The 18,068-nt window shown below is 43.9% G+C and carries 19 protein-coding genes; 16 read left to right on the forward strand and 3 right to left on the reverse strand.

Annotated features, from left to right (window positions below; genetic code table 11):
- Positions 1-204: a hypothetical protein gene (locus LKO26_RS01250; protein WP_227585980.1), complete on the forward strand. Its 204-nt coding sequence runs from the start codon at positions 1-3 to the stop codon at positions 202-204.
- Between the two features lie 498 nt (positions 205-702).
- Here LKO26_RS01250 and clpB read toward each other — a convergent pair whose 3' ends face one another.
- On the reverse strand, positions 703-3,306 hold the full coding sequence (clpB, locus tag LKO26_RS01255; RefSeq protein ID WP_227585981.1) for an ATP-dependent chaperone ClpB: 2,604 nt from the start codon (positions 3,304-3,306) through the stop codon (positions 703-705).
- Between the two features lie 278 nt (positions 3,307-3,584).
- On the opposite strand from clpB, the gene LKO26_RS01260 reads away from it, so the two are divergent.
- The 15 genes from LKO26_RS01260 to LKO26_RS01330 all read left to right on the forward strand — a co-directional run bounded on the left by LKO26_RS01260 (position 3,585) and on the right by LKO26_RS01330 (position 15,835).
- Positions 3,585-4,673, forward strand: coding sequence for an FAD-binding oxidoreductase (locus tag LKO26_RS01260; RefSeq protein ID WP_227585982.1), 1,089 nt, complete (start codon positions 3,585-3,587; stop codon positions 4,671-4,673).
- Positions 4,674-4,704: 31 nt separating this feature from the next.
- Complete coding sequence (locus LKO26_RS01265) at positions 4,705-4,953, forward strand: hypothetical protein (protein ID WP_227585983.1); 249 nt, start codon at positions 4,705-4,707, stop codon at positions 4,951-4,953.
- Between the two features lie 57 nt (positions 4,954-5,010).
- Positions 5,011-5,946, forward strand: a complete 936-nt coding sequence (paaA, locus tag LKO26_RS01270) for a 1,2-phenylacetyl-CoA epoxidase subunit PaaA (RefSeq protein WP_227585984.1) — start codon at positions 5,011-5,013, stop codon at positions 5,944-5,946.
- Positions 5,943-6,311, forward strand: a complete 369-nt coding sequence (locus LKO26_RS01275; protein WP_227585985.1) for a 2-dehydro-3-deoxyphosphooctonate aldolase — start codon at positions 5,943-5,945, stop codon at positions 6,309-6,311. The genes paaA and LKO26_RS01275 overlap by 4 nt, the downstream gene beginning before the upstream one ends.
- Positions 6,312-6,359: 48 nt before the next feature.
- On the forward strand, positions 6,360-6,641 hold the full coding sequence (gene paaB / locus LKO26_RS01280) for a 1,2-phenylacetyl-CoA epoxidase subunit PaaB (RefSeq protein WP_227585986.1): 282 nt from the start codon (positions 6,360-6,362) through the stop codon (positions 6,639-6,641).
- Positions 6,642-6,701: 60 nt separating this feature from the next.
- Positions 6,702-7,442: a 1,2-phenylacetyl-CoA epoxidase subunit PaaC gene (gene paaC / locus LKO26_RS01285; protein ID WP_227585987.1), complete on the forward strand. Its 741-nt coding sequence runs from the start codon at positions 6,702-6,704 to the stop codon at positions 7,440-7,442.
- Between the two features lie 22 nt (positions 7,443-7,464).
- Complete coding sequence (gene paaD / locus LKO26_RS01290) at positions 7,465-7,926, forward strand: 1,2-phenylacetyl-CoA epoxidase subunit PaaD (protein WP_227585988.1); 462 nt, start codon at positions 7,465-7,467, stop codon at positions 7,924-7,926.
- Between the two features lie 31 nt (positions 7,927-7,957).
- The gene (locus LKO26_RS01295) at positions 7,958-8,758 is read left to right on the forward strand and encodes an enoyl-CoA hydratase/isomerase family protein (RefSeq protein WP_227586029.1); all 801 of its coding nucleotides are present in this window, start codon (positions 7,958-7,960) and stop codon (positions 8,756-8,758) included.
- Positions 8,759-8,887: 129 nt separating this feature from the next.
- Positions 8,888-9,694, forward strand: coding sequence for an enoyl-CoA hydratase/isomerase family protein (locus LKO26_RS01300; RefSeq protein WP_227585989.1), 807 nt, complete (start codon positions 8,888-8,890; stop codon positions 9,692-9,694).
- 70 nt (positions 9,695-9,764) lie between these two features.
- Positions 9,765-10,898: a 3-hydroxyacyl-CoA dehydrogenase NAD-binding domain-containing protein gene (locus tag LKO26_RS01305; RefSeq protein ID WP_227585990.1), complete on the forward strand. Its 1,134-nt coding sequence runs from the start codon at positions 9,765-9,767 to the stop codon at positions 10,896-10,898.
- Between the two features lie 36 nt (positions 10,899-10,934).
- On the forward strand, positions 10,935-11,348 hold the full coding sequence (locus LKO26_RS01310; protein ID WP_227585991.1) for a hotdog fold thioesterase: 414 nt from the start codon (positions 10,935-10,937) through the stop codon (positions 11,346-11,348).
- A gap of 12 nt (positions 11,349-11,360) precedes the next feature.
- Positions 11,361-11,798 (forward strand): hypothetical protein, encoded by a 438-nt coding sequence (locus tag LKO26_RS01315; protein WP_227585992.1) that lies wholly within the window; start codon positions 11,361-11,363, stop codon positions 11,796-11,798.
- Positions 11,799-11,834: 36 nt separating this feature from the next.
- On the forward strand, positions 11,835-14,339 hold the full coding sequence (paaZ, locus tag LKO26_RS01320; protein ID WP_227585993.1) for a phenylacetic acid degradation bifunctional protein PaaZ: 2,505 nt from the start codon (positions 11,835-11,837) through the stop codon (positions 14,337-14,339).
- A 22-nt stretch (positions 14,340-14,361) separates the two neighbouring features.
- Positions 14,362-15,045, forward strand: coding sequence for an SMUG2 DNA glycosylase family protein (locus tag LKO26_RS01325; RefSeq protein ID WP_227585994.1), 684 nt, complete (start codon positions 14,362-14,364; stop codon positions 15,043-15,045).
- A gap of 25 nt (positions 15,046-15,070) precedes the next feature.
- Entirely contained in the window at positions 15,071-15,835 is a 765-nt protein-coding gene (locus LKO26_RS01330) for an enoyl-CoA hydratase/isomerase family protein (protein ID WP_227585995.1), read from the forward strand.
- A gap of 35 nt (positions 15,836-15,870) precedes the next feature.
- Here LKO26_RS01330 and LKO26_RS01335 read toward each other — a convergent pair whose 3' ends face one another.
- Positions 15,871-16,440, reverse strand: coding sequence for a GNAT family N-acetyltransferase (locus LKO26_RS01335; RefSeq protein WP_227585996.1), 570 nt, complete (start codon positions 16,438-16,440; stop codon positions 15,871-15,873).
- A 1-nt stretch (position 16,441) separates the two neighbouring features.
- On the reverse strand, positions 16,442-18,043 hold the full coding sequence (locus LKO26_RS01340; RefSeq protein ID WP_227585997.1) for a class I SAM-dependent methyltransferase: 1,602 nt from the start codon (positions 18,041-18,043) through the stop codon (positions 16,442-16,444).
- Between the last annotated feature and the right edge of the window lie 25 nt (positions 18,044-18,068).

Below are 18,068 nucleotides of genomic sequence, written 5' to 3' on the forward strand. Positions count from 1 at the left end.
ATGAAAATTTATTTTGGGATTTTAAAAAAGGAAGTCAGGTTTTCTGAAGCGAAAAAGTATATGAGGTCTGCCGGAATCCGGGTAATCAGGTATTACCCGAAACTGAGGCTGGTCAGATTTGAAACCGAAAAAAAACCTGATGAGTGGTTTCTTCATTTCTTTGATTCCATGGAAGAAGAGCGGGATGACTTTGTGCCATTATGAACTTTGATGGCATTTACACTTGTTGAATGCCGGATTTTTTCGGGCATGGGTTGGATTGTATCCAATAACAAAAGAACCTGCCAACGAATCGACAGGTTCAAAAAAACACAAATGATGAAAAAAAATTTCAATTGATTTAATGCGAATATCGTACCGATATATTCTTAAAAAGTGTTAAGATATATTAATTAGATGTTAAATTTTTATAAAACTATGTTTAAGGGTGCTTTTTGGGCACACCAAAGGGAATCACCAGATTCATTTTCATTGAAAACGGCAGCATGTTTTCTTTTTGGAAGTTCCAGAAAAACAGCACTTTCCCTGAACAGTCGCAAAATGACTACCAGAATGAAGCCGTCTCATAACTTAATGAAACGGCTTTTTTAATGATTTTCTCACGGACTCCTATCAGAGAACGGTGCCCAAATATTAAAATCTCAAGCAATTAATTGAGTATTGAGACAGTTTCTGGTTTTTTATATTGCTGAATGGTATTGTTTACTCAGTGGGTCTGAAAATCAGTCCGCTCTCTGAGAAATAATCCAGTGTAATCCGGTCGCCGTCATTCACGGTTCCTGCCAGAATTTCTTTGGAGAGTCTGTTCAGAACTTCCTGCTGAATCACCCGTTTCAGCGGCCGCGCGCCAAATGCAGGATCATAACCTTTGTTCATCAGGTAATCTACGGCGTCTTGTGTGGCAGTCATCATGATGTTTCGTTTGGTCAGCATTTCATTAAAGCCTCGTAACTGGTAGGATACTATTTTGCCGATTTGTTTTTTGGTAAGCGGCTGGAACAGGACTACCTCATCTATTCTGTTCAAAAATTCCGGTCTCAGGGTTTGTTTCAGTAAATCGAAAACGTCCGTTTTAGTTTGTTCCAGAACTTCATATGCAATAGAGTCATTTTCATCTCTCGGTGCTTCGTCAAACCGTTCCTGAATGAGGTGTGAACCCAGATTGGAGGTCATAATAATAATGGTGTTTTTAAAATTGACTACACGGCCCTTGTTATCGGTAAGTCTTCCATCATCCAGCACCTGCAGCAGCGTGTTGAAGACATCCGGATGCGCTTTTTCAATTTCGTCCAGCAATACCACAGAGTAGGGTCTTCTGCGTACCGCTTCTGTAAGTTGACCGCCTTCGTCATAACCAATGTATCCCGGAGGCGCACCCACGAGGCGTGATACGCTGTGACGCTCCTGATACTCGCTCATGTCAATTCGGGTCATATTGTTTTCATCATCAAACAAAAATTCGGCAAGTGCTTTCGCCAGCTCGGTTTTCCCTACGCCCGTAGTTCCCAGGAAGAGAAAACTTCCGATCGGTTTTTTTTCGTCATTCAGTCCGGCTCTGTTCCGGCGAATGGCATCTGCCACAGCTTCTATGGCTTCTTCCTGGCCTACTACACGGTGGTGGAGTTCCTGTTCCAGGTGCAGCAGTTTTTCTTTTTCACTCTGCAGCAGTTTGGTCACCGGAATGCCTGTCCATTTGGCAATAACTTCGGATATATTTTCGGAAGTGACTTCCTCCTTGATGAGTTCGTTTTGGTGGTTTTGCATTTCCAGCTCCAGTTTGGAAAGTTCTTCCTCTTTTTCGCGAAGTTTTCCGTACTGAATTTCAGCTACTTTTGCATAATCACCTGCGCGTGAGGCTCTCTCTGCTTCAAGCTTTAGGGACTCCATATCTTTTTTGATCTGGGTCAGGTCTTCAGATTTTTGCTTTTCCTTCAGCCATTTTGCGTTAATTTCATTTCGTTCTTCAGAAATTTTGGCAATATCTTCTTTTAAATGATCTATTTTGGTCTGATTGCCTTCCCGCGAGATGGCGGCCAGTTCAATCTCCAGCTGCATCAGTTTTCGGTCCAGTACATCCAGTTCTTCCGGTTTGGAATTGATTTCCATCCTCAGTTTGGCAGATGCTTCATCAATGAGGTCAATGGCTTTATCCGGCAGGAAACGGTCAGAAATATAGCGCTGAGACATTTCAACTGCAGCGATAATGGCCTCGTCCTTAATTCTTACTTTATGGTGCGCTTCATATTTATCTTTAATTCCCCGGAGGATAGAGATGGCCGATTCGGTATCCGGTTCTTCCACCATCACTTTCTGGAATCTTCTTTCCAGTGCTTTATCTTTTTCAAAATATTTCTGATATTCGTTCAGTGTGGTGGCTCCTATTGCACGCAGTTCGCCTCTGGCCAGTGCGGGTTTCAGGATGTTGGCGGCGTCCATGGCTCCCTCGCCACCTCCGGCGCCTACCAGCGTATGAATCTCATCGATGAAGAGGATGATCTGGCCATCTGATTTCGTTACTTCATTGATGACTGATTTCAGACGTTCTTCAAATTCACCTTTGTATTTGGCTCCGGCAATCAGTGCGCCCATGTCCAGCGAGAAAAGCGTTTTGTCCATCAGATTCTCGGGTACATCTCCCGAAATAATTCTGTGAGCTATGCCTTCTGCAATGGCGGTTTTACCTACTCCGGGCTCACCTATAAGAATGGGGTTGTTTTTGGTTCTTCGCGAGAGGATCTGTAATACTCTTCGGATTTCCTCATCACGGCCTATCACCGGATCCAGTTTGCCTTCGGCGGCAAGTTCGTTAAAATTCTTTGCATACTTATTGAGGCTCTGGTAGGTTTCTTCCGAACTTGCGGAGGTGGCTCTGGAGCCTTTCCGGAGTTCTTTAATGGCTGTTTCCAGAGCATTTCTGGTGACGCCCAGATCCTTCAGCATCTTGGAAACTTCAGAATTTACCTCAAACAAAGACAGCCAGAGGTGTTCAATGGTGACATATTCGTCGCCCATTTTTTTGGCAATATTAGGCGCATCAAGCAGGATTTTATTGGCTGCCTGCGAGAGATAAATATTCCCGCCCTCTACTTTCGGGAGGTTAGCAATGCTTTCTCTGTTGCGTTCCCGCACCAGGGATAATTCGGCTTCTGCTTTTTTCATCAGAAAATCCGAGATGTTTTCATCTACCTGAAGGATGCCTTCCAAGAGATGTTGTGGCTCAATGCTCTGATTGCCAAATTCCAGCGCCACTTGTTGTGCGGCCTGAATGGCTTCCTGCGATTTTACGGTATATTGGTTCAGATTCATCGTATAATATTTTTATGTTGTGGTTTATTTTTTATGCAGCTTCAGAACAACTTTTCAAAAGTGAGATTCTTAATGCCGGTTTTCATCTTTTAATCATTCGCTAAGTGAATTTCAAAAACTGTTCTATTTGTTTTCAAGGGGTTGAAAGTGGTCATATTTACCGGATTTTGAAAGGTTTGTGTATTTTTTACGGTCAGAATTTCCGAAAAATTAGTTTTTGTTCCCTTTTATAAAATGCTTATCTTTGTTAACATTTATTATAAGATTTTCAATTAAATATGCATCATTTTCATCAGTTAAGAGTAAGTAAAGTTATAAAGGAGACCAATGATTCTGTGAACATTGCTTTTGATATTCCGGAAAGTTTAAAGCATGAATTTTCGTTCAGACAAGGGCAGTATCTCAACGTAAGACTGATGATGAACGGTGAGGATTTGCGCCGGTCTTATTCCATTGTGAATGCGCCTTCTGAAGGGGGTTCTGAGCTGGAAGTTCTGGTAAAGCATCTGCAAGACGGAAAGGTTTCTACCTTTATGAATGAGCAGGTAAAAGAGGGTGACCTGATGGATGTGATGGCTCCGATGGGGCATTTTTACACCCATTACCACGCCAGCAATGAGAAAGTTTATATAGGACTGGCAGCGGGAAGTGGTATTTCGCCGGTATTGTCTAATCTGAAGGAGGCTTTGCATCAGGAGCCAAAAAGTAAAGCCTATTTGTTCTTCAGCAATAAAAGTCTGCATGATATTATTTTTAAAAAGCAGATAGATGAGCTTGCACAGCAGTTTCAGGGAAGACTGCGGGTGGTGTACCTTCTTTCCAGAGAAAAACATTTTGAGGATGAATTGTTTGAAGGCCGGATTTGTGCCCCCAAACTGAATGATATCTTTGAAAAAATGTCGGAAATTCCGGTGCAGGACTCTACATACTTTATTTGTGGACCTGCAGAAATGATTAAAAGCGTGGCAGAATATCTGAGGAACGATAAAAAAGTTCCGTCATTGCAGATTATGTATGAATATTACGCTGCTCCGGACGATGAAAATAATGCGGAGAAGAGCGACGAATTTAAAGCGATACCTAATATTGAAAGTATGGTAACGCTCATTATAGATGATGATGAATATTCCTTTCACCTGAATTCCAAAAAGAAAAATATTCTGGACCAGGCGATTGACGAGAAACTTCCGGTACCTTTTGCCTGTAAAGGCGGGGTGTGCTGTACCTGTAAAGCCCAGGTAATGGAAGGGGAGGTTTTCATGGAAAAGAACTTTGCATTAACCGAGGACGAGGTGGCCAAAGGATTTGTACTGACATGCCAATGCCATCCTACTACCAATGTGGTGATGCTGAATTATGATGTTTAATAATCCGTTTTCAGGAGTAAAAAATCGAAATATGGCTAAGTGGAAATTCGCGAAAGCAATAGAAGAAAACGAAGAATTTAAAATTAATGGAGTAAATGTCTGGAACCATTACTGGCATTGCGTGGATCAGAAAGTAGAAGTGGTGGAGCCGCAGAAAGGCAATACCTACTATTTCCGGGAGTATGAAATCCAGGCAGATGACAAAAAAATAAACTTTGTGGCCGGAGAATTTATCAATTCCAAAATCGGAATTTATCTGAAAGACGAAGAACTGTTTTAGGATGAAAAATCAGCACCGACTGCTGAATATTTTTGTACAAAATTACAATACAGAACTATGAATCACGACAAATTTTTAGAATACGTACAGGCTGAAAATAAAGTTGAGCCAAAAGATATGATGCCGGATGATTACCGGAAACTGCTGGTACGCCAGATTTCCCAGCACGCACATTCTGAGGTGGTGGGAATGCTGCCGGAAGCCAACTGGATTACCCGTGCGCCGTCGCTCAGAAGAAAAATGGCACTTTTAGCCAAAATTCAGGATGAAGCGGGACACGGTCTTTACCTGTACGCAGCCACCGAAACCTTAGGAAACGGTGAAATTGCTGCAGACCGGGATACAACCTATAATGATATGCTGGCCGGCAAAGCCAAATATTCCAGCATCTTTAATTATCCGGCGCTTTCCTGGGCAGATATTGGTGCCATAGGCTGGCTGGTAGACGGTGCTGCCATTATGAATCAGGTGATGCTCATGGGGAATTCCTACGGACCATATTCACGTGCTATGGTGCGAATTTGCAAGGAAGAATCGTTTCACCAAAGACAGGGTTATGAAATTCTGATGACCCTGTGCCGCGGAACCAAAGAGCAGAAAGAACTGGCACAGGACGCACTGAACCGCTTCTGGTGGCCGGCACTCATGATGTTCGGACCCAATGACGAGGCTTCCCCCAATTCACAGAAATCCATGAACTACCGGGTGAAAAGGGAGAGTAACGATTCCCTGCGCCAGCGTTTTATAGATGTTACCGTGCCACAGGCAGAATTTCTTGGACTTAAAATACCGGATGAGCAACTGAAGTGGAATGAAGAAAGGCAGCATTACGATTTCGGTGAACTGCCCTGGGATGAATTTATGGAGGTGCTGAAGGGTAACGGACCGGCAAACAAAAAGCGTCTGGAAACAAAACGGAAAGCACAGACAGATCATGCATGGGTGAAAGAAGCTGCGATAGCTTTTGCAGCCAAACAAAAAGCTGAAGTATGAAAACCGGGATTCTGACGGTTCTGTTACTGATGTTCATGGCCTGCGGAAGTGTCACTGCTGTACAAAGTGTTTTTGATGAAACCTATGGTTATTCTGAAAAGAATCCCATCAATGTGGGAGAACACAGTCCCCGGAACTCAGTCATGTATCTCAGTTCACTACGAGGGCCGCAGGGTGAATCCGTTTCCTTTGACCGCATCGGAAGTTGCTGTCATTTCAAAACGAAAAATGCCCTCATTGGAAACCAAGGTTTACTGGACAAATATTGGGTCACCTATGAAGGCAAAAAAGATACGGTAGTGCTGTATCTCAATATATATGATAAGTCTGAACTCGGTACACCGCGCGGATTTACCAGAAATTAACAATTATCATTGAAATAAATTAAAACAATAAACAGCAAATAATTAATTATGAGCAATTTAGATATGTGGGAGGTGTTCATTCAGACCAAACCGGGACTTTCTCACAAACACGCCGGAACCGTGCAGGCAGCGACCGCAGAGATGGCGCTGCAAAATGCCAGAGATGTCTATACCAGACGTATGGAAGGTACATCAATATGGGTGGTTCCGAGCAAATATCTGGTAACCTCTGAAGGAATGGACAAAGAAGCATTCTTTGATCCGGCAGATGACAAACTGTATCGCCATCCTACGTTCTATCAGATTCCAAACGATGTAAAAAATATGTAGTAAAGATTTTGAGGGTGCAGCATGGTCAGAGCCTGCCGGTACACTCATGATATTTAAATTATGAAAAATTATCTTTTAAAAATAGCAGACGATACACTGATTTTCGGGCAGCGACTGGGCGAGCTTTGCGGCCGGGGACCCTATCTGGAAGAAGATATTGCATTGACCAATATCGCACTGGATTACCTGGGGCAGAGTACCAATTTCTTTAAATATGCAGCTCAGGTGCAGGGTGAAAACAAAACCGAAGATGATCTGGCTTTTCTGAGATATGAAAAGGAATATCTGAACTGCCAGTTGTCTGAGCTTCCGAACGGAGATTACGCGCAGACCATTCTGAAAGTGTACTTCTTTTCCCTGTACCAGAAATTGCTTTATGAAAACCTGCTGAACAGCGCAGATTCACAATTGGCGGCACTGGCAGAAAAGTCACTGAAGGAAGTCAAGTACCACTGTCTGCACGCCTCTACCTGGGTGAAAATGTTTGCCGATGGAACCGAAGAAAGCCGCAGCCGTATAGAAGAAGCCGTGGAAATGCTGTGGGAATATACCCGTGGAATTTTTTCTGAAACACCGGGTGAGCAGGAACTGGTTGCTTTACAAATCGTTCCGGATGCAGTACAGCTCTATGAAGAATGGAAAGTAAGGGTCTCCGAAGATTTCCGGAGATTCGGGTTGTCGCTTCCGGAAAGTGAATTTATGCAGAAAGGCTGCCGTACCGGTTACCATACCGAATATTTTGGCTATATTCTTTGTGAATTACAATATATGCAGCGTGCTTACCCGAATTGTGCGTGGTAAATGATGCCGTAGTTATTTTGATATGAACCTGTTAGAAATCCTTGCTCAGATACCGGATCCCGAAATCCCAGTCATCAATATTGTGGAGCTGGGGATTGTGCGCGAAGCACGCATGACGGGGGAAGATGAAGCGGAAATTATCATAACGCCCACTTATTCGGCTTGTCCTGCTATGTATAATATAGAAGAGGATATCATTAAATTATTTTCCGGAATGGGAATTACTGCTCATGTAGTAACCCGTATTTCACCCGTATGGACTACAGACTGGATTACAGATGAAGCCCGGGAGAAACTGCGTGAGTATGGAATAGCTCCGCCGCAGAAAGGTGCAGGCCAGGACCATCTGGATGTTCCCAAAGAATGCCCCAGATGCCGCTCAGAGAATACCAGAATGATCAGTCGCTTTGGTTCTACGCTGTGCAAGGCCAGCTACCAGTGCAATGATTGCCTGGAACCTTTTGATTATTTTAAATGCCATTAAACAAACAACAAAATAAAAGAGTATGAATTACATGTTTACCCAATTTGATGTGGAAGCCCATTTTGACGGAAAGCTGCTTATTGCTTATCTGAATAATGATGCGACCATGAATGCACTGAACCGTCCCACGATGACAGAACTCAAAGAATTTTTTGAGCGTTGCGACAAAGATGAAAATGTACGCGTGGTAGCCATCGGTGGAAAAGGAGGAGCATTCTCTTCCGGTCAGGATCTGGCCAGAGCTTTCGCCATTGAAACAGAAAAAACAGACCCCAGTTTTGTGAAGAAACTCATCACAGATTTTTATAATCCGGTGGTTATGGAACTTACAAGGTGCAAAAAGCCTGTAGTGGCTCTGGTAGAAGGTCCTGCCAAAAGCGCAGGTGCCATGCTGGCCCTTATTTGTGATGTGGTGCTTACTTCAGAGAAGGCGTCTTTCTCACCGGCGTTTGCCAATATCGGTCTGGTGCCGTATGCCGGCGGATCCTATTTTCTGCCGAAACTGGTAGGAAGACAAATGGCCAATTACCTCACCTTCTCCGGAAAAGAACTTTCTGCAGAGGAAGCCAAGTCTCTGGGACTGGTGGCCGAGGTGTTTACTGAAGCTGAATTCCGCGCAAAATCAATGGATATTTTGGAAAAAATGTCGGAAATGCCTACCGCAGCCCTGAAACTTACCAAAAAAGCAATTGCGGAGTCCTATGACAATACGCTGAAGCAGCAGCTGGATCTGGAAGCAAATCTGACCCAAAAAGCAGCTAAATCCGAGGATTTCCTGGAAGGAATTAACTCATTCCTGGAGAAAAGAAAACCGGTTTACAAAGGGAAATAAAAGATTAAAATACAAAAAACTAAAGGCAGTTGCAATTTATTGTGGCTGCCTTTTTTCATGCCCGATCATGCTGCCAATTTGATAATAAAATCGTATCTTTAGTACAATAAAATTCTTAAAACTTTTACTATGTACGTTTATAAGCAGTTTGACGTAGAATCGCATTTCGGCGGCCGTCTCAAAATCGCATTTTTCAATCATCCGGAAACTATGAATGCTTTTACCAAGCCTTTGCTGGCTGAGCTCAAGGACTTTATAGACTTTTATAATAAGGATGAAGATACCCGGTGTATTGCCATCGCAGCCAGAGGAAGTTCCTTCAGCTCCGGGCAGAATCTGGGAGCTATTGATTTTGAAGACCGCAATCTGAATGTAAAACGGGAAGTACAGCGCATCGTCATAGATTATTATAACCCGCTGGTCATGTCGGTATACTATTCCAAAAAACCGGTGATTTCTTTGGTAAATGGTCCTGCAGTAGGTGCCGGAGCTATGCTGGCACTCATTTGTGACTTTACGATTGCTTCAGACAATGCTTACTTTTCGCAGGCATTTTCAAATATCGGACTGATTCCGGATACCGGCGGAACCTATTTTCTGCAGAAGCTGGTAGGCCGGCAAATGGCGCATTATCTGGCGTATACCGGCAAGAAGGTAAGCGCCGAGGAAGCGCTGAAACTGGGAATGATTGCAGAAGTGTGGCCGGAAGCAGAATTCCGCGAAAAATCTATGGAAATGCTGGAGCGCATTACCAATATGCCTACAGTAGCTTTATCGCTTACCAAAAAAGCACTCCGTAAATCTTACGATTACAGTTTGAGAGAGCAACTGGACATAGAGAGCATTTACCAGTCTGAAGCTGCCGGTACCAGAGATTTCATGGAAGGGGTAAACGCTTTTATGGAAAAAAGAAAGCCGGAGTACAAAGGCAAATAGAATCTGTACAGAAATACATAGGATAGTTTTGATCTCTTCAAAACTATCTTTTTTTGTATCTTTAGCGTCTATGAAAAATATTGGGATTATAGGTTCCGGAACCATGGGGACCGGCATTGCACAAGTGGCTTCTGCTGCCGGTTGCAACGTATTTTTGTTTGATGTAAACGAACAGCAGACCACAAAGTCTCTTGATGGTCTTGGCCAAACATTGAACAGACTTGCACAGAAGCAAAAAATTACCCCGGAAAAGGCACAGGAAATTCTTGGAAATATAAAAAACTGTACCCGGTTGTCTGAACTGAAAGATTGTGAGCTGGTTATTGAGGCTATTGTTGAGAATAAAGAAATCAAGCAGAAGGTTTTTGCCGAACTGGAGCAATACGTTTCTCCGGAATGTATTATTGGTTCCAATACTTCTTCTATTTCCATTACCTCGCTTTCTGCAGAATTGCAGAACCCAGAACGTTTTATCGGGATCCACTTTTTCAACCCGGCACCACTAATGCCTCTTGTGGAAATTATTCCCGGACTGCTTACGAAATCACCACTTGCTCAGGAAATGTATGGTTTGATGAAAAGCTGGGGTAAGTCGCCGGTCATTGCAAAAGATATTCCGGGTTTTATTGTCAACAGAATTGCCAGACCTTATTACGGTGAAGCCCTCCGGATTGTGGAGGAGCAAATGGCCACACCAGAGCAGGTAGATGATGCCATGCGCACGCTGGGAAACTTCAGAATGGGCCCGTTTGAACTGATGGATCTTATAGGGATTGATGTCAACTATTCGGTAACCACTACCGTGTACAAAGATTATTTTTACGATCCAAAGTATAAGCCGAGCCTGCTGCAGCAGCGAATGAGCGAAGCAAAACTGCATGGCAGAAAGACCGGAAAAGGTTTTTATGACTACAGTGAAGGCAGTACTGCACCGGTTGCGGAGAAAGATGATGAACTGTATCAGTACATTTTTAACCGGATTCTCGCTATGCTTATCAACGAAGCAGTAGAAGCAAAACGACTGAAAATTGCCAGTGATGAAGATCTGGAAATGGCCATGCAGAAAGGAGTCAATTATCCGAAAGGCCTGCTGGCATGGGGTGCAGAAATAGGATATGGAAAAATTTCCGGGATTCTGAACGCTTTATATCTGGATTACCAGGAAGAACGGTACCGCCAGAGTCCGCTTCTGAAAAAGCTGTAAATAAATTGTTTGATGTTTAAAAATTTCAGATAGAAAATGACGCCATTCGAAATTGCAGACTATATGCTGAAGCAGGATTATTTTTCCCAATGGATGGGGATAAAACTGCTGGAAGTAAGTGAGAAATATTGTAAACTGGAAATGCCGGTGAAGAAGGAAATGATTAATGGTCTGCGCACTGTGCACGGAGGCATTACCTTCGCATTTGCAGATTCTGCTCTTGCGTTTTCATCCAATAATACCAATGACGCTTCGGTGGCGCTGAATTGTGTGATTAATTTTACCAGAGCAGTTCGTGAGGGCGACACGCTTTTTGCTGAAAGCATCATGGTTTCGGATACCCGGAAAACCGGTGTTTATGATATTAAAATTACCAATAAAGCCGGTGAATTGATGGCCACGTTCCGGGGTACCGTATATAAAATTGACCGAAAAGTAACCGATTTATAAAAGCTTATTAGTATGGAAGAACTCAGACTTAGCAGAACGACTCTTATATCAGACGGCGAGCAACTGAAAATCCGGGACCGGAAGAAGTTTTTTAAATGGTTTTTCATAGCAGCCCTCCCGGTCTTTCTGATTTTCGCATTTTACGGGATGGATTTCCCCAGCCATCAGGATTCCCGTTTTTATTTTCTTATTCTGTTCTATCTGCTTTTGTTTGTGATTCAGTTTGCCAGAGCAATGACGATCAATACGCAATCCCTTTTTTCTTGGAATGAAATACAGTATGTTGAGTTCAAACGGGATGTGCTTGGTTTTCAGTATGCGTGGTTATGCGATAACTCAGGGCGGAAACGTCAGATTCATTTTTTTCTCAATGAAAGACAAAAATTGGAAAACTTTTTCGCACGACATTCTGTAAAGGTGCAGCAGTCGAAATCTATTATACTTAAATAAAATTATCTGTGAAGTAAATGCTTCCAAAATCAAAATATGAAACTTAAAAATTATATCTACAATCAATGGATCGAAGGTTCCGGAAACGGAACCCAACTGTATAATTCGGTGACGGGCGAGCAAGTAGCCCTGGCAGATACCGAAGGTATAGATTTCAAACAGGCACTGGATTTCGGCCGCACAGTCGGTTACAAAAATCTTTCTGCTATGACGTTCTATGACCGCGGGGAAATGCTCAAAAAAATCGCATTGTATCTTCTGGAAAGAAAGAAAAAGTACTACGAAATATCCTATAAAACCGGTGCTACCCATGCAGATTCCTGGGTAGATATTGAAGGTGGTTTCGGGACATTCTTTACCTATTCCGGACTTGCCAAAAGAATGTTGCCCAATACGCCGTTCTGGGTAGACGGGGATACCCAGAAGCTCTCTAAGAACGGAACATTTATAGGTACGCATATTCTCACTCCCAGTGAAGGGGTGTCGGTACAGATTAATGCCTATAATTTCCCTGTTTGGGGGATGATGGAAAAGCTTTCCACTTCACTTCTGGCCGGGGTGCCTTCCATTGTGAAACCCGCTACGCCAACGAGTTTTCTTACTCATGCGGTTTTTGAAGATATGATAGAAAGCGGCTTGTTGCCGGAAGGGGCTCTGCAACTGATCTGCGGCAGCGCCGGTAATATGCTGGAGTATATGCAGGACGGGGATTCGGTGCTGTTTACAGGTTCGGCTTCTACCGGAAAACGGTTGAAATCCATGCCGTCCATTGCGCAGAATTCAGTACGTTTCAACATGGAGGCAGATTCACTGAATTGCTCTGTTCTGGGTCCCGATGCGCGCCCCGGAACACCGGAGTTTGATTTGTTCATCAAAGAAGTCCGCAATGAAATTACCACCAAATCCGGGCAAAAATGTACCGCTATCCGCCGTATTATGGTTCCCGAACATTTGACGGGTGATGTGCAGCAGGCATTGTCCAAAGCTTTGGATCAGGTGAAGATCGGTAATCCGCTGAACAGGGAAACCCGCATGGGTGCACTGGCAGGACGAGATCAGTTTCATGAAGTGTCAGAGAAAATTGCGGTCCTGAAAGCCGAAACCGAACTGATTTATGACGGAAAACATGAGTTGGTAGATGCGGATTATGAAAGCGGAGCCTTTATGAGCCCTAAAATCTTCTATAATGATAAGCCTTTTGAAAAAATGATTTCGCATGATGTGGAAGCATTCGGGCCGGTTTCCACCATTATGCCGTATCGGGATGCCGAAGAAGCTGCCGCCCTGGCCAGACTCGGAAAGGGTAGTCTGGTGGGATCTATTGTCTCTCATGATGACCGGTTTGTAGCAGAAACATCATGGAAAATGGCGAGTTCGCACGGCAGGATATTCGTACTGAACAGAGACAATGCCGCAGAAAGTACCGGGCACGGATCCCCATTGCCTACACTGATGCACGGAGGGCCGGGCAGAGCCGGTGGAGGAGAAGAAATGGGCGGGCTGAGCGGTCTTCATTTTTTCCTTCAGAAAACCGCTATTCAGGGGTCTCCGGATATCCTGACGGCCATTACCAAAATCTATCAGCAGGGTGCTACCCAGCATTTTTCGGATAAACATCCGTTCCGTAAATTCTTTGAAGAGGTAGAAATCGGTGATTCGCTGGAAACAGCGGGCAGAACGGTGACCGAAGCAGATATTGTGAATTTTTCCAATGTGTCGTGGGATCATTTTTATGCCCATACAGATGCCACTTCACTGAACGGGACTATTTTTGATAAGCCCGTGGCGCACGGTTATTTCATCCTGTCTGCAGCGGCGGGACTGTTTGTATCCGGCAAGAAAGGACCGGTAATCGCTAACTACGGACTGGAAAATGCCAGCTTCTTCAAACCGGTTTATGCCGGTGATACCATTACGGTCTATCTCACTGCCAAAGAGAAAGTCAACAAAGGGGTGAAAGGCAGAAATATCCCGAGCGGAGTCGTGAAATGGCTGGTAGAAGTCGTGAATCAGCGGGATGAAGTGGTTTGTGTAGCCACTATTCTGACTCTCGTGGCCAAAAAATCGCCGTTCACAGATCTGAACGTAAGGCATATTGATCAATTACTGACCGGATTAACCGAGAAGACCCAACCTTTATGGGGTAAAATGACGGCACAGCAAATGCTGGAGCACCTGGAAACGACGCTGAGATACAGCATGGGTCAGCCCGAGGCACAGCTTTGTCATACACCGGAAGACCAATGGGAAAAATACCAGGATTCCCTTTATAATTTCAGGAAGATGCCGAAAGATTTTCCGGCACCTTTCCTCCCGGAAGACGGAAGTCTGCCACCGCCTAATCATAAAAATCTGAATGCCGCAAAAGCCGCATTTACCGAAGCCCTGAAAGAATATACGGTGTATTACAGAGAAAATCCGGATGCAGAACATCTGCATTATGTGTATGGTAAACTGAATAAGGAGATGATGGAACTGATGCACCGGAAACATTTCACCCACCATTTTGAGCAGTTCGGACTAATCCCGGAAGCACGATGAATCTGCTTAACAGGAACCCTATATGAAAACCTTCGGAGAGAAAGTAGTGGAATTTAACCTGCACCTCAAATACACCGGTCCGTTACCGGAAGGTTTTGAGGTGATGAACCCTTTTCTGGATAATCCGGAAACGCTTACCGTGATGAAGCAGTTTTATGATAAATTTTACGGGGATACAGGTTCCCGTAAATTTCTCATAGGGATTAATCCAAGCAGGCATGGCGCCGGTGTTACGGGTGTGCCCTTTACCGATACCAAACGGCTCGATTCAGCATGCGCTATCAGCATGAGATCAGCACGTACCCATGAGGTTTCTTCTGTTTTTCTGTATGATATGATTGAGGAATATGGGGGTGCCGAAAAGTTTTACAGCAAATTTTATATCAACTCACCTTTTCCGCTGGCCATTGTACGAAATACCCGAAACGGACAACTGAACGCTAATTATTACGATGACCGCCGGCTTTTTGAAATGGTGAAACCATTTATGACAGAGTCTCTGAAGAAGCACATCAGCCTCGGACTGGATACATCCAATGTCTTTGTTCTGGGCAAAAAAAATGCTGAATTTCTGAAGAAAATTAATCAGGAGGAAAAATTGTTCGGCAGCATGACGGTGCTGGAGCATCCGCGCTATATTCAGCAGTATAAATCGAAGGAAAAGCAGCATTTTATTGATAAATATATCCTGGCTTTTGAAAATTAATCAATGTTAAAATATACAATAATACATGGAACCATTTGTTCAAACTGAATTAAAAAACAATATCGCCGAAATAACCTTCGGTACTCCAAAAAGTAATTCGCTCCCGGGTGAAATTCTGGAAAAGCTCGCCCGGAACATTCTGGATGAGGGAGCAAAGAAAGAAGTTAAAGCCATTCTGATAAAATCTGCTGGAGAGAAAGCATTCTGTGCGGGTGCCAGTTTTGATGAACTGCTGGAAATTTCTGAGCTGGAAACTTCAAAAAAGTTTTTCGGAGGATTTGCCAAAGTGCTGAACGCGATGCGTAACTGCGGCAAAATAGTGGTGGTTCGTGTACAGGGCAAAACTACCGGCGGCGGTGTGGGCATTGCATGCGGTGCAGATTACTGCTTTGCCACCCGGGATGCCTCCCTGGCGCTTACCGAGTTGAATCTGGGCATCGGTCCTTTTGTCATCGGTCCTTATGTAGAAAGAAAAATTGGCAAGTCACAATTTGCGGCAATGGCTATTGATGCGGATTTCAGATCTGCAGCATGGGCAGAAGCACACAGTATTTACCATTCCGTATCAGAGAATATCACGGAGATGAATGAAAAACTCAGTCAGTTTCTGAATGCGCTTGCAGGGCGCAGTGATGAGGCATTGGCACTCATTAAGAAAGTTTCCTGGGAGGGTACAGATCATTTTAATGACCTGATGCCTGCGCGCATTCATATGAGCGCCAGCCTTATTCTGGAAGATTCTGCCAAACAGAATATCGCAAAAATTAAAGAGCGTTTACGAGCCAAATAATCAATGGCTTTACTGGAAATGCCTGAATAATCGAATCAAAACCTGATGCCCGTCATCAGGTTTTTTGTTGAAAAATCTTTTTTCAGCAAAGAATATAAATCAGAATCCTCAAAGGTTTCGCCGATGAGGTAGTGCCCGCGTAGTGTTCCTTCGCGCACAAAACCATTATTTTCCAATAGTCTCAGGGACGGCGTATTGGCCGGGTCTATAATGGCTTCAATCCGGTTCAGATTCATTTCTTTGAAACCAAATTCCAGAATTGGTTTCAGGGCTTCAGACATATAGCCTTGCTTTTTAAACTGCTCGTCAAATATTTCATATCCTATTTCTGCCCGGCAGTGCTGGGGATTCCATGTATGATATCCGCAGTTCCCGATGATGCGTTGGGTTTCTTTTTCTACCAGCTGAAAATTCAGCATTGTGCGGTTATACGATTCATACCCCTTTTCGTATATTTTTATTTGACGTTCAAAGTGTTCAGGGTGGTGTAATCCCAAGATTTCTCTGATTTTCTCTTCAGAATTTTCCTTAAAAATCCGGGTCATGATTTCGGGACTTAATTTTTGAAGCCAGAGCCGCCTGGTTTCTAATATTTCAAATTCCATATCAGTTTTTCAGGAGATTTATGGTAACGGTGGCCAATTCTGAATCCGGGAATTTTTTAAATAGATTTTCATCGGGTATCAGTCCTGCTTCCTTGCATATTTTATGAAAAACATCTGCTTCTACAATATACTGATCAGAAAAACCATGGGTGGCATCGTACGCTGTGGCAGCAGTTTCGCCCAGATGTTTACTGGTGAGTGCAGGGTTCAGGGTGTGAAGTTCAATCACCAACAATCCGTTTTTGCGTATGTACGGCAGCCAGAGGCTCAGGTGTTCTTTCAGGTTCTCTTCTACCAGATGATTCGGAATCCTTTCTCCGCGGAAGGCAAAAGCACCCGTGGATGTGGAAATACGGTCCGGATTGGCATTTGCGGGATTTTTCCAGATCCGGTTATGGTCCAGAAATGTGCGGATGTTCACCAGATCAGATAGATTGATTTCATAGTTTTCCTGTAAATCTTTGGCCAGTTGATCCGGATTTCCGATGTCGCCCCAGATTACTTTTGCCCAGATATCATTGTTGATGAGGTTGGCCCGCGTGACATTGAGTGCCGCCTGATTAAAATCTGCACCTACCAGGAAGAGTGGATGGTCTTCCAGCATTTTGCCGCGCAGGGTATGTCTTTCGATGGTTTCAAAAATATGCTGGATAAAAGCTCCGTTTCCACAACCCATATCCAGAATTCCCTTAGGCTGCAGGTGAATAGGCTGATTGAATATGGAGATGATGAAATCTGTCACCACCCTGAAATAGGTAGAGTGGGCACCGCCGCTGCCCCAGACATTCATCTTTCGGTCTACATGGATTTCATCTTCGCTTTCACTGATTTCACGGAGCTTTCCGGCATTGCCAAAAAGCAAATCTTCCATCCTGTTGAACATGGGCAGATACGATACCGTGACGCCGTAGGAGGCAGCACGCCGCGCAAAGTAAAGACCACTTTCGGTGAATTTATAGGTAGTGTTGTTTTTGGTAAACCACCCCAGCGAAGTCAGAAAGTCCAGTATCTTCTCGAAATTATCCGGGTTTTTGTGGAATTCTGCAGCCTGGAAGGAGGTTTCCATAAAGTATTTATGAAACATGCCGTTCATGCCCAGTTGTACAATGAGCGGTGCCACCAGACAGCCTTCCAGATGCTTCAGAATTTGTGCGAACACTTTCTTTTCGGTTTCATGTTCCGGAACAGGCAGTCCAAAATTTTGGTTAAATTCCTCAAAGAGATAGAAAAAGTTCTCAAAAGATCCCGGTTCCAGTTCCTGAAATACCGGCTGGGTAGATTCTTTCAGGTACGGAATGACTTTATGGTAGAGGGGAGCATACTTCAGCAGGAAAGGGGTGTTTGCATTCGGCTGCAATCGTACGGTGTCTGTTTCGTGATTCAGATCATAATCAATGAATCCCTGAGAAGCCAGTGTGCGTACCGCCACATTCATATAGCCTTCATTATGAGGTGTGTTTTTCGCCAGATCTCCCAAAGTAGTAGTTGGGTGTGCAGCGATATGGCTGATGATTTCTTTTTCATGAAGTGCGGCAACCACAGGTGCGGTAACCACACCATCCAGATGCCGGAAAATGGAACTGCGAAGTTCTTTCTTATCCATACTTTAGTTTTAAGAGCGAATAAAA

The sequence above is a fragment of the Chryseobacterium sp. MFBS3-17 genome (assembly GCF_020687745.1).
GTDB lineage: Bacteria > Bacteroidota > Bacteroidia > Flavobacteriales > Weeksellaceae > Marnyiella.

Excerpts from the sequence above, each read along its gene's own strand:
- LKO26_RS01260 (WP_227585982.1), top strand. The coding sequence starts at position 3,585 with ATGCATCATTTTCATCAGTTAAGAGTAAGTAAAGTTATAAAGGAGACC.
- LKO26_RS01305 (WP_227585990.1), top strand. The coding sequence starts at position 9,765 with ATGAAAAATATTGGGATTATAGGTTCCGGAACCATGGGGACCGGCATT.
- LKO26_RS01300 (WP_227585989.1), top strand. The coding sequence starts at position 8,888 with ATGTACGTTTATAAGCAGTTTGACGTAGAATCGCATTTCGGCGGCCGT.
- LKO26_RS01250 (WP_227585980.1), top strand. The coding sequence starts at position 1 with ATGAAAATTTATTTTGGGATTTTAAAAAAGGAAGTCAGGTTTTCTGAA.
- paaZ (WP_227585993.1), top strand. The coding sequence starts at position 11,835 with ATGAAACTTAAAAATTATATCTACAATCAATGGATCGAAGGTTCCGGA.
- LKO26_RS01310 (WP_227585991.1), top strand. The coding sequence starts at position 10,935 with ATGACGCCATTCGAAATTGCAGACTATATGCTGAAGCAGGATTATTTT.
- LKO26_RS01315 (WP_227585992.1), top strand. The coding sequence starts at position 11,361 with ATGGAAGAACTCAGACTTAGCAGAACGACTCTTATATCAGACGGCGAG.
- paaC (WP_227585987.1), top strand. The coding sequence starts at position 6,702 with ATGAAAAATTATCTTTTAAAAATAGCAGACGATACACTGATTTTCGGG.
- clpB (WP_227585981.1), bottom strand. The coding sequence starts at position 3,306 with ATGAATCTGAACCAATATACCGTAAAATCGCAGGAAGCCATTCAGGCC.
- LKO26_RS01330 (WP_227585995.1), top strand. The coding sequence starts at position 15,071 with ATGGAACCATTTGTTCAAACTGAATTAAAAAACAATATCGCCGAAATA.
- LKO26_RS01275 (WP_227585985.1), top strand. The coding sequence starts at position 5,943 with ATGAAAACCGGGATTCTGACGGTTCTGTTACTGATGTTCATGGCCTGC.
- LKO26_RS01335 (WP_227585996.1), bottom strand. The coding sequence starts at position 16,440 with ATGGAATTTGAAATATTAGAAACCAGGCGGCTCTGGCTTCAAAAATTA.
- LKO26_RS01295 (WP_227586029.1), top strand. The coding sequence starts at position 7,958 with ATGTTTACCCAATTTGATGTGGAAGCCCATTTTGACGGAAAGCTGCTT.
- LKO26_RS01265 (WP_227585983.1), top strand. The coding sequence starts at position 4,705 with ATGGCTAAGTGGAAATTCGCGAAAGCAATAGAAGAAAACGAAGAATTT.
- paaB (WP_227585986.1), top strand. The coding sequence starts at position 6,360 with ATGAGCAATTTAGATATGTGGGAGGTGTTCATTCAGACCAAACCGGGA.
- paaD (WP_227585988.1), top strand. The coding sequence starts at position 7,465 with ATGAACCTGTTAGAAATCCTTGCTCAGATACCGGATCCCGAAATCCCA.
- LKO26_RS01325 (WP_227585994.1), top strand. The coding sequence starts at position 14,362 with ATGAAAACCTTCGGAGAGAAAGTAGTGGAATTTAACCTGCACCTCAAA.
- paaA (WP_227585984.1), top strand. The coding sequence starts at position 5,011 with ATGAATCACGACAAATTTTTAGAATACGTACAGGCTGAAAATAAAGTT.
- LKO26_RS01340 (WP_227585997.1), bottom strand. The coding sequence starts at position 18,043 with ATGGATAAGAAAGAACTTCGCAGTTCCATTTTCCGGCATCTGGATGGT.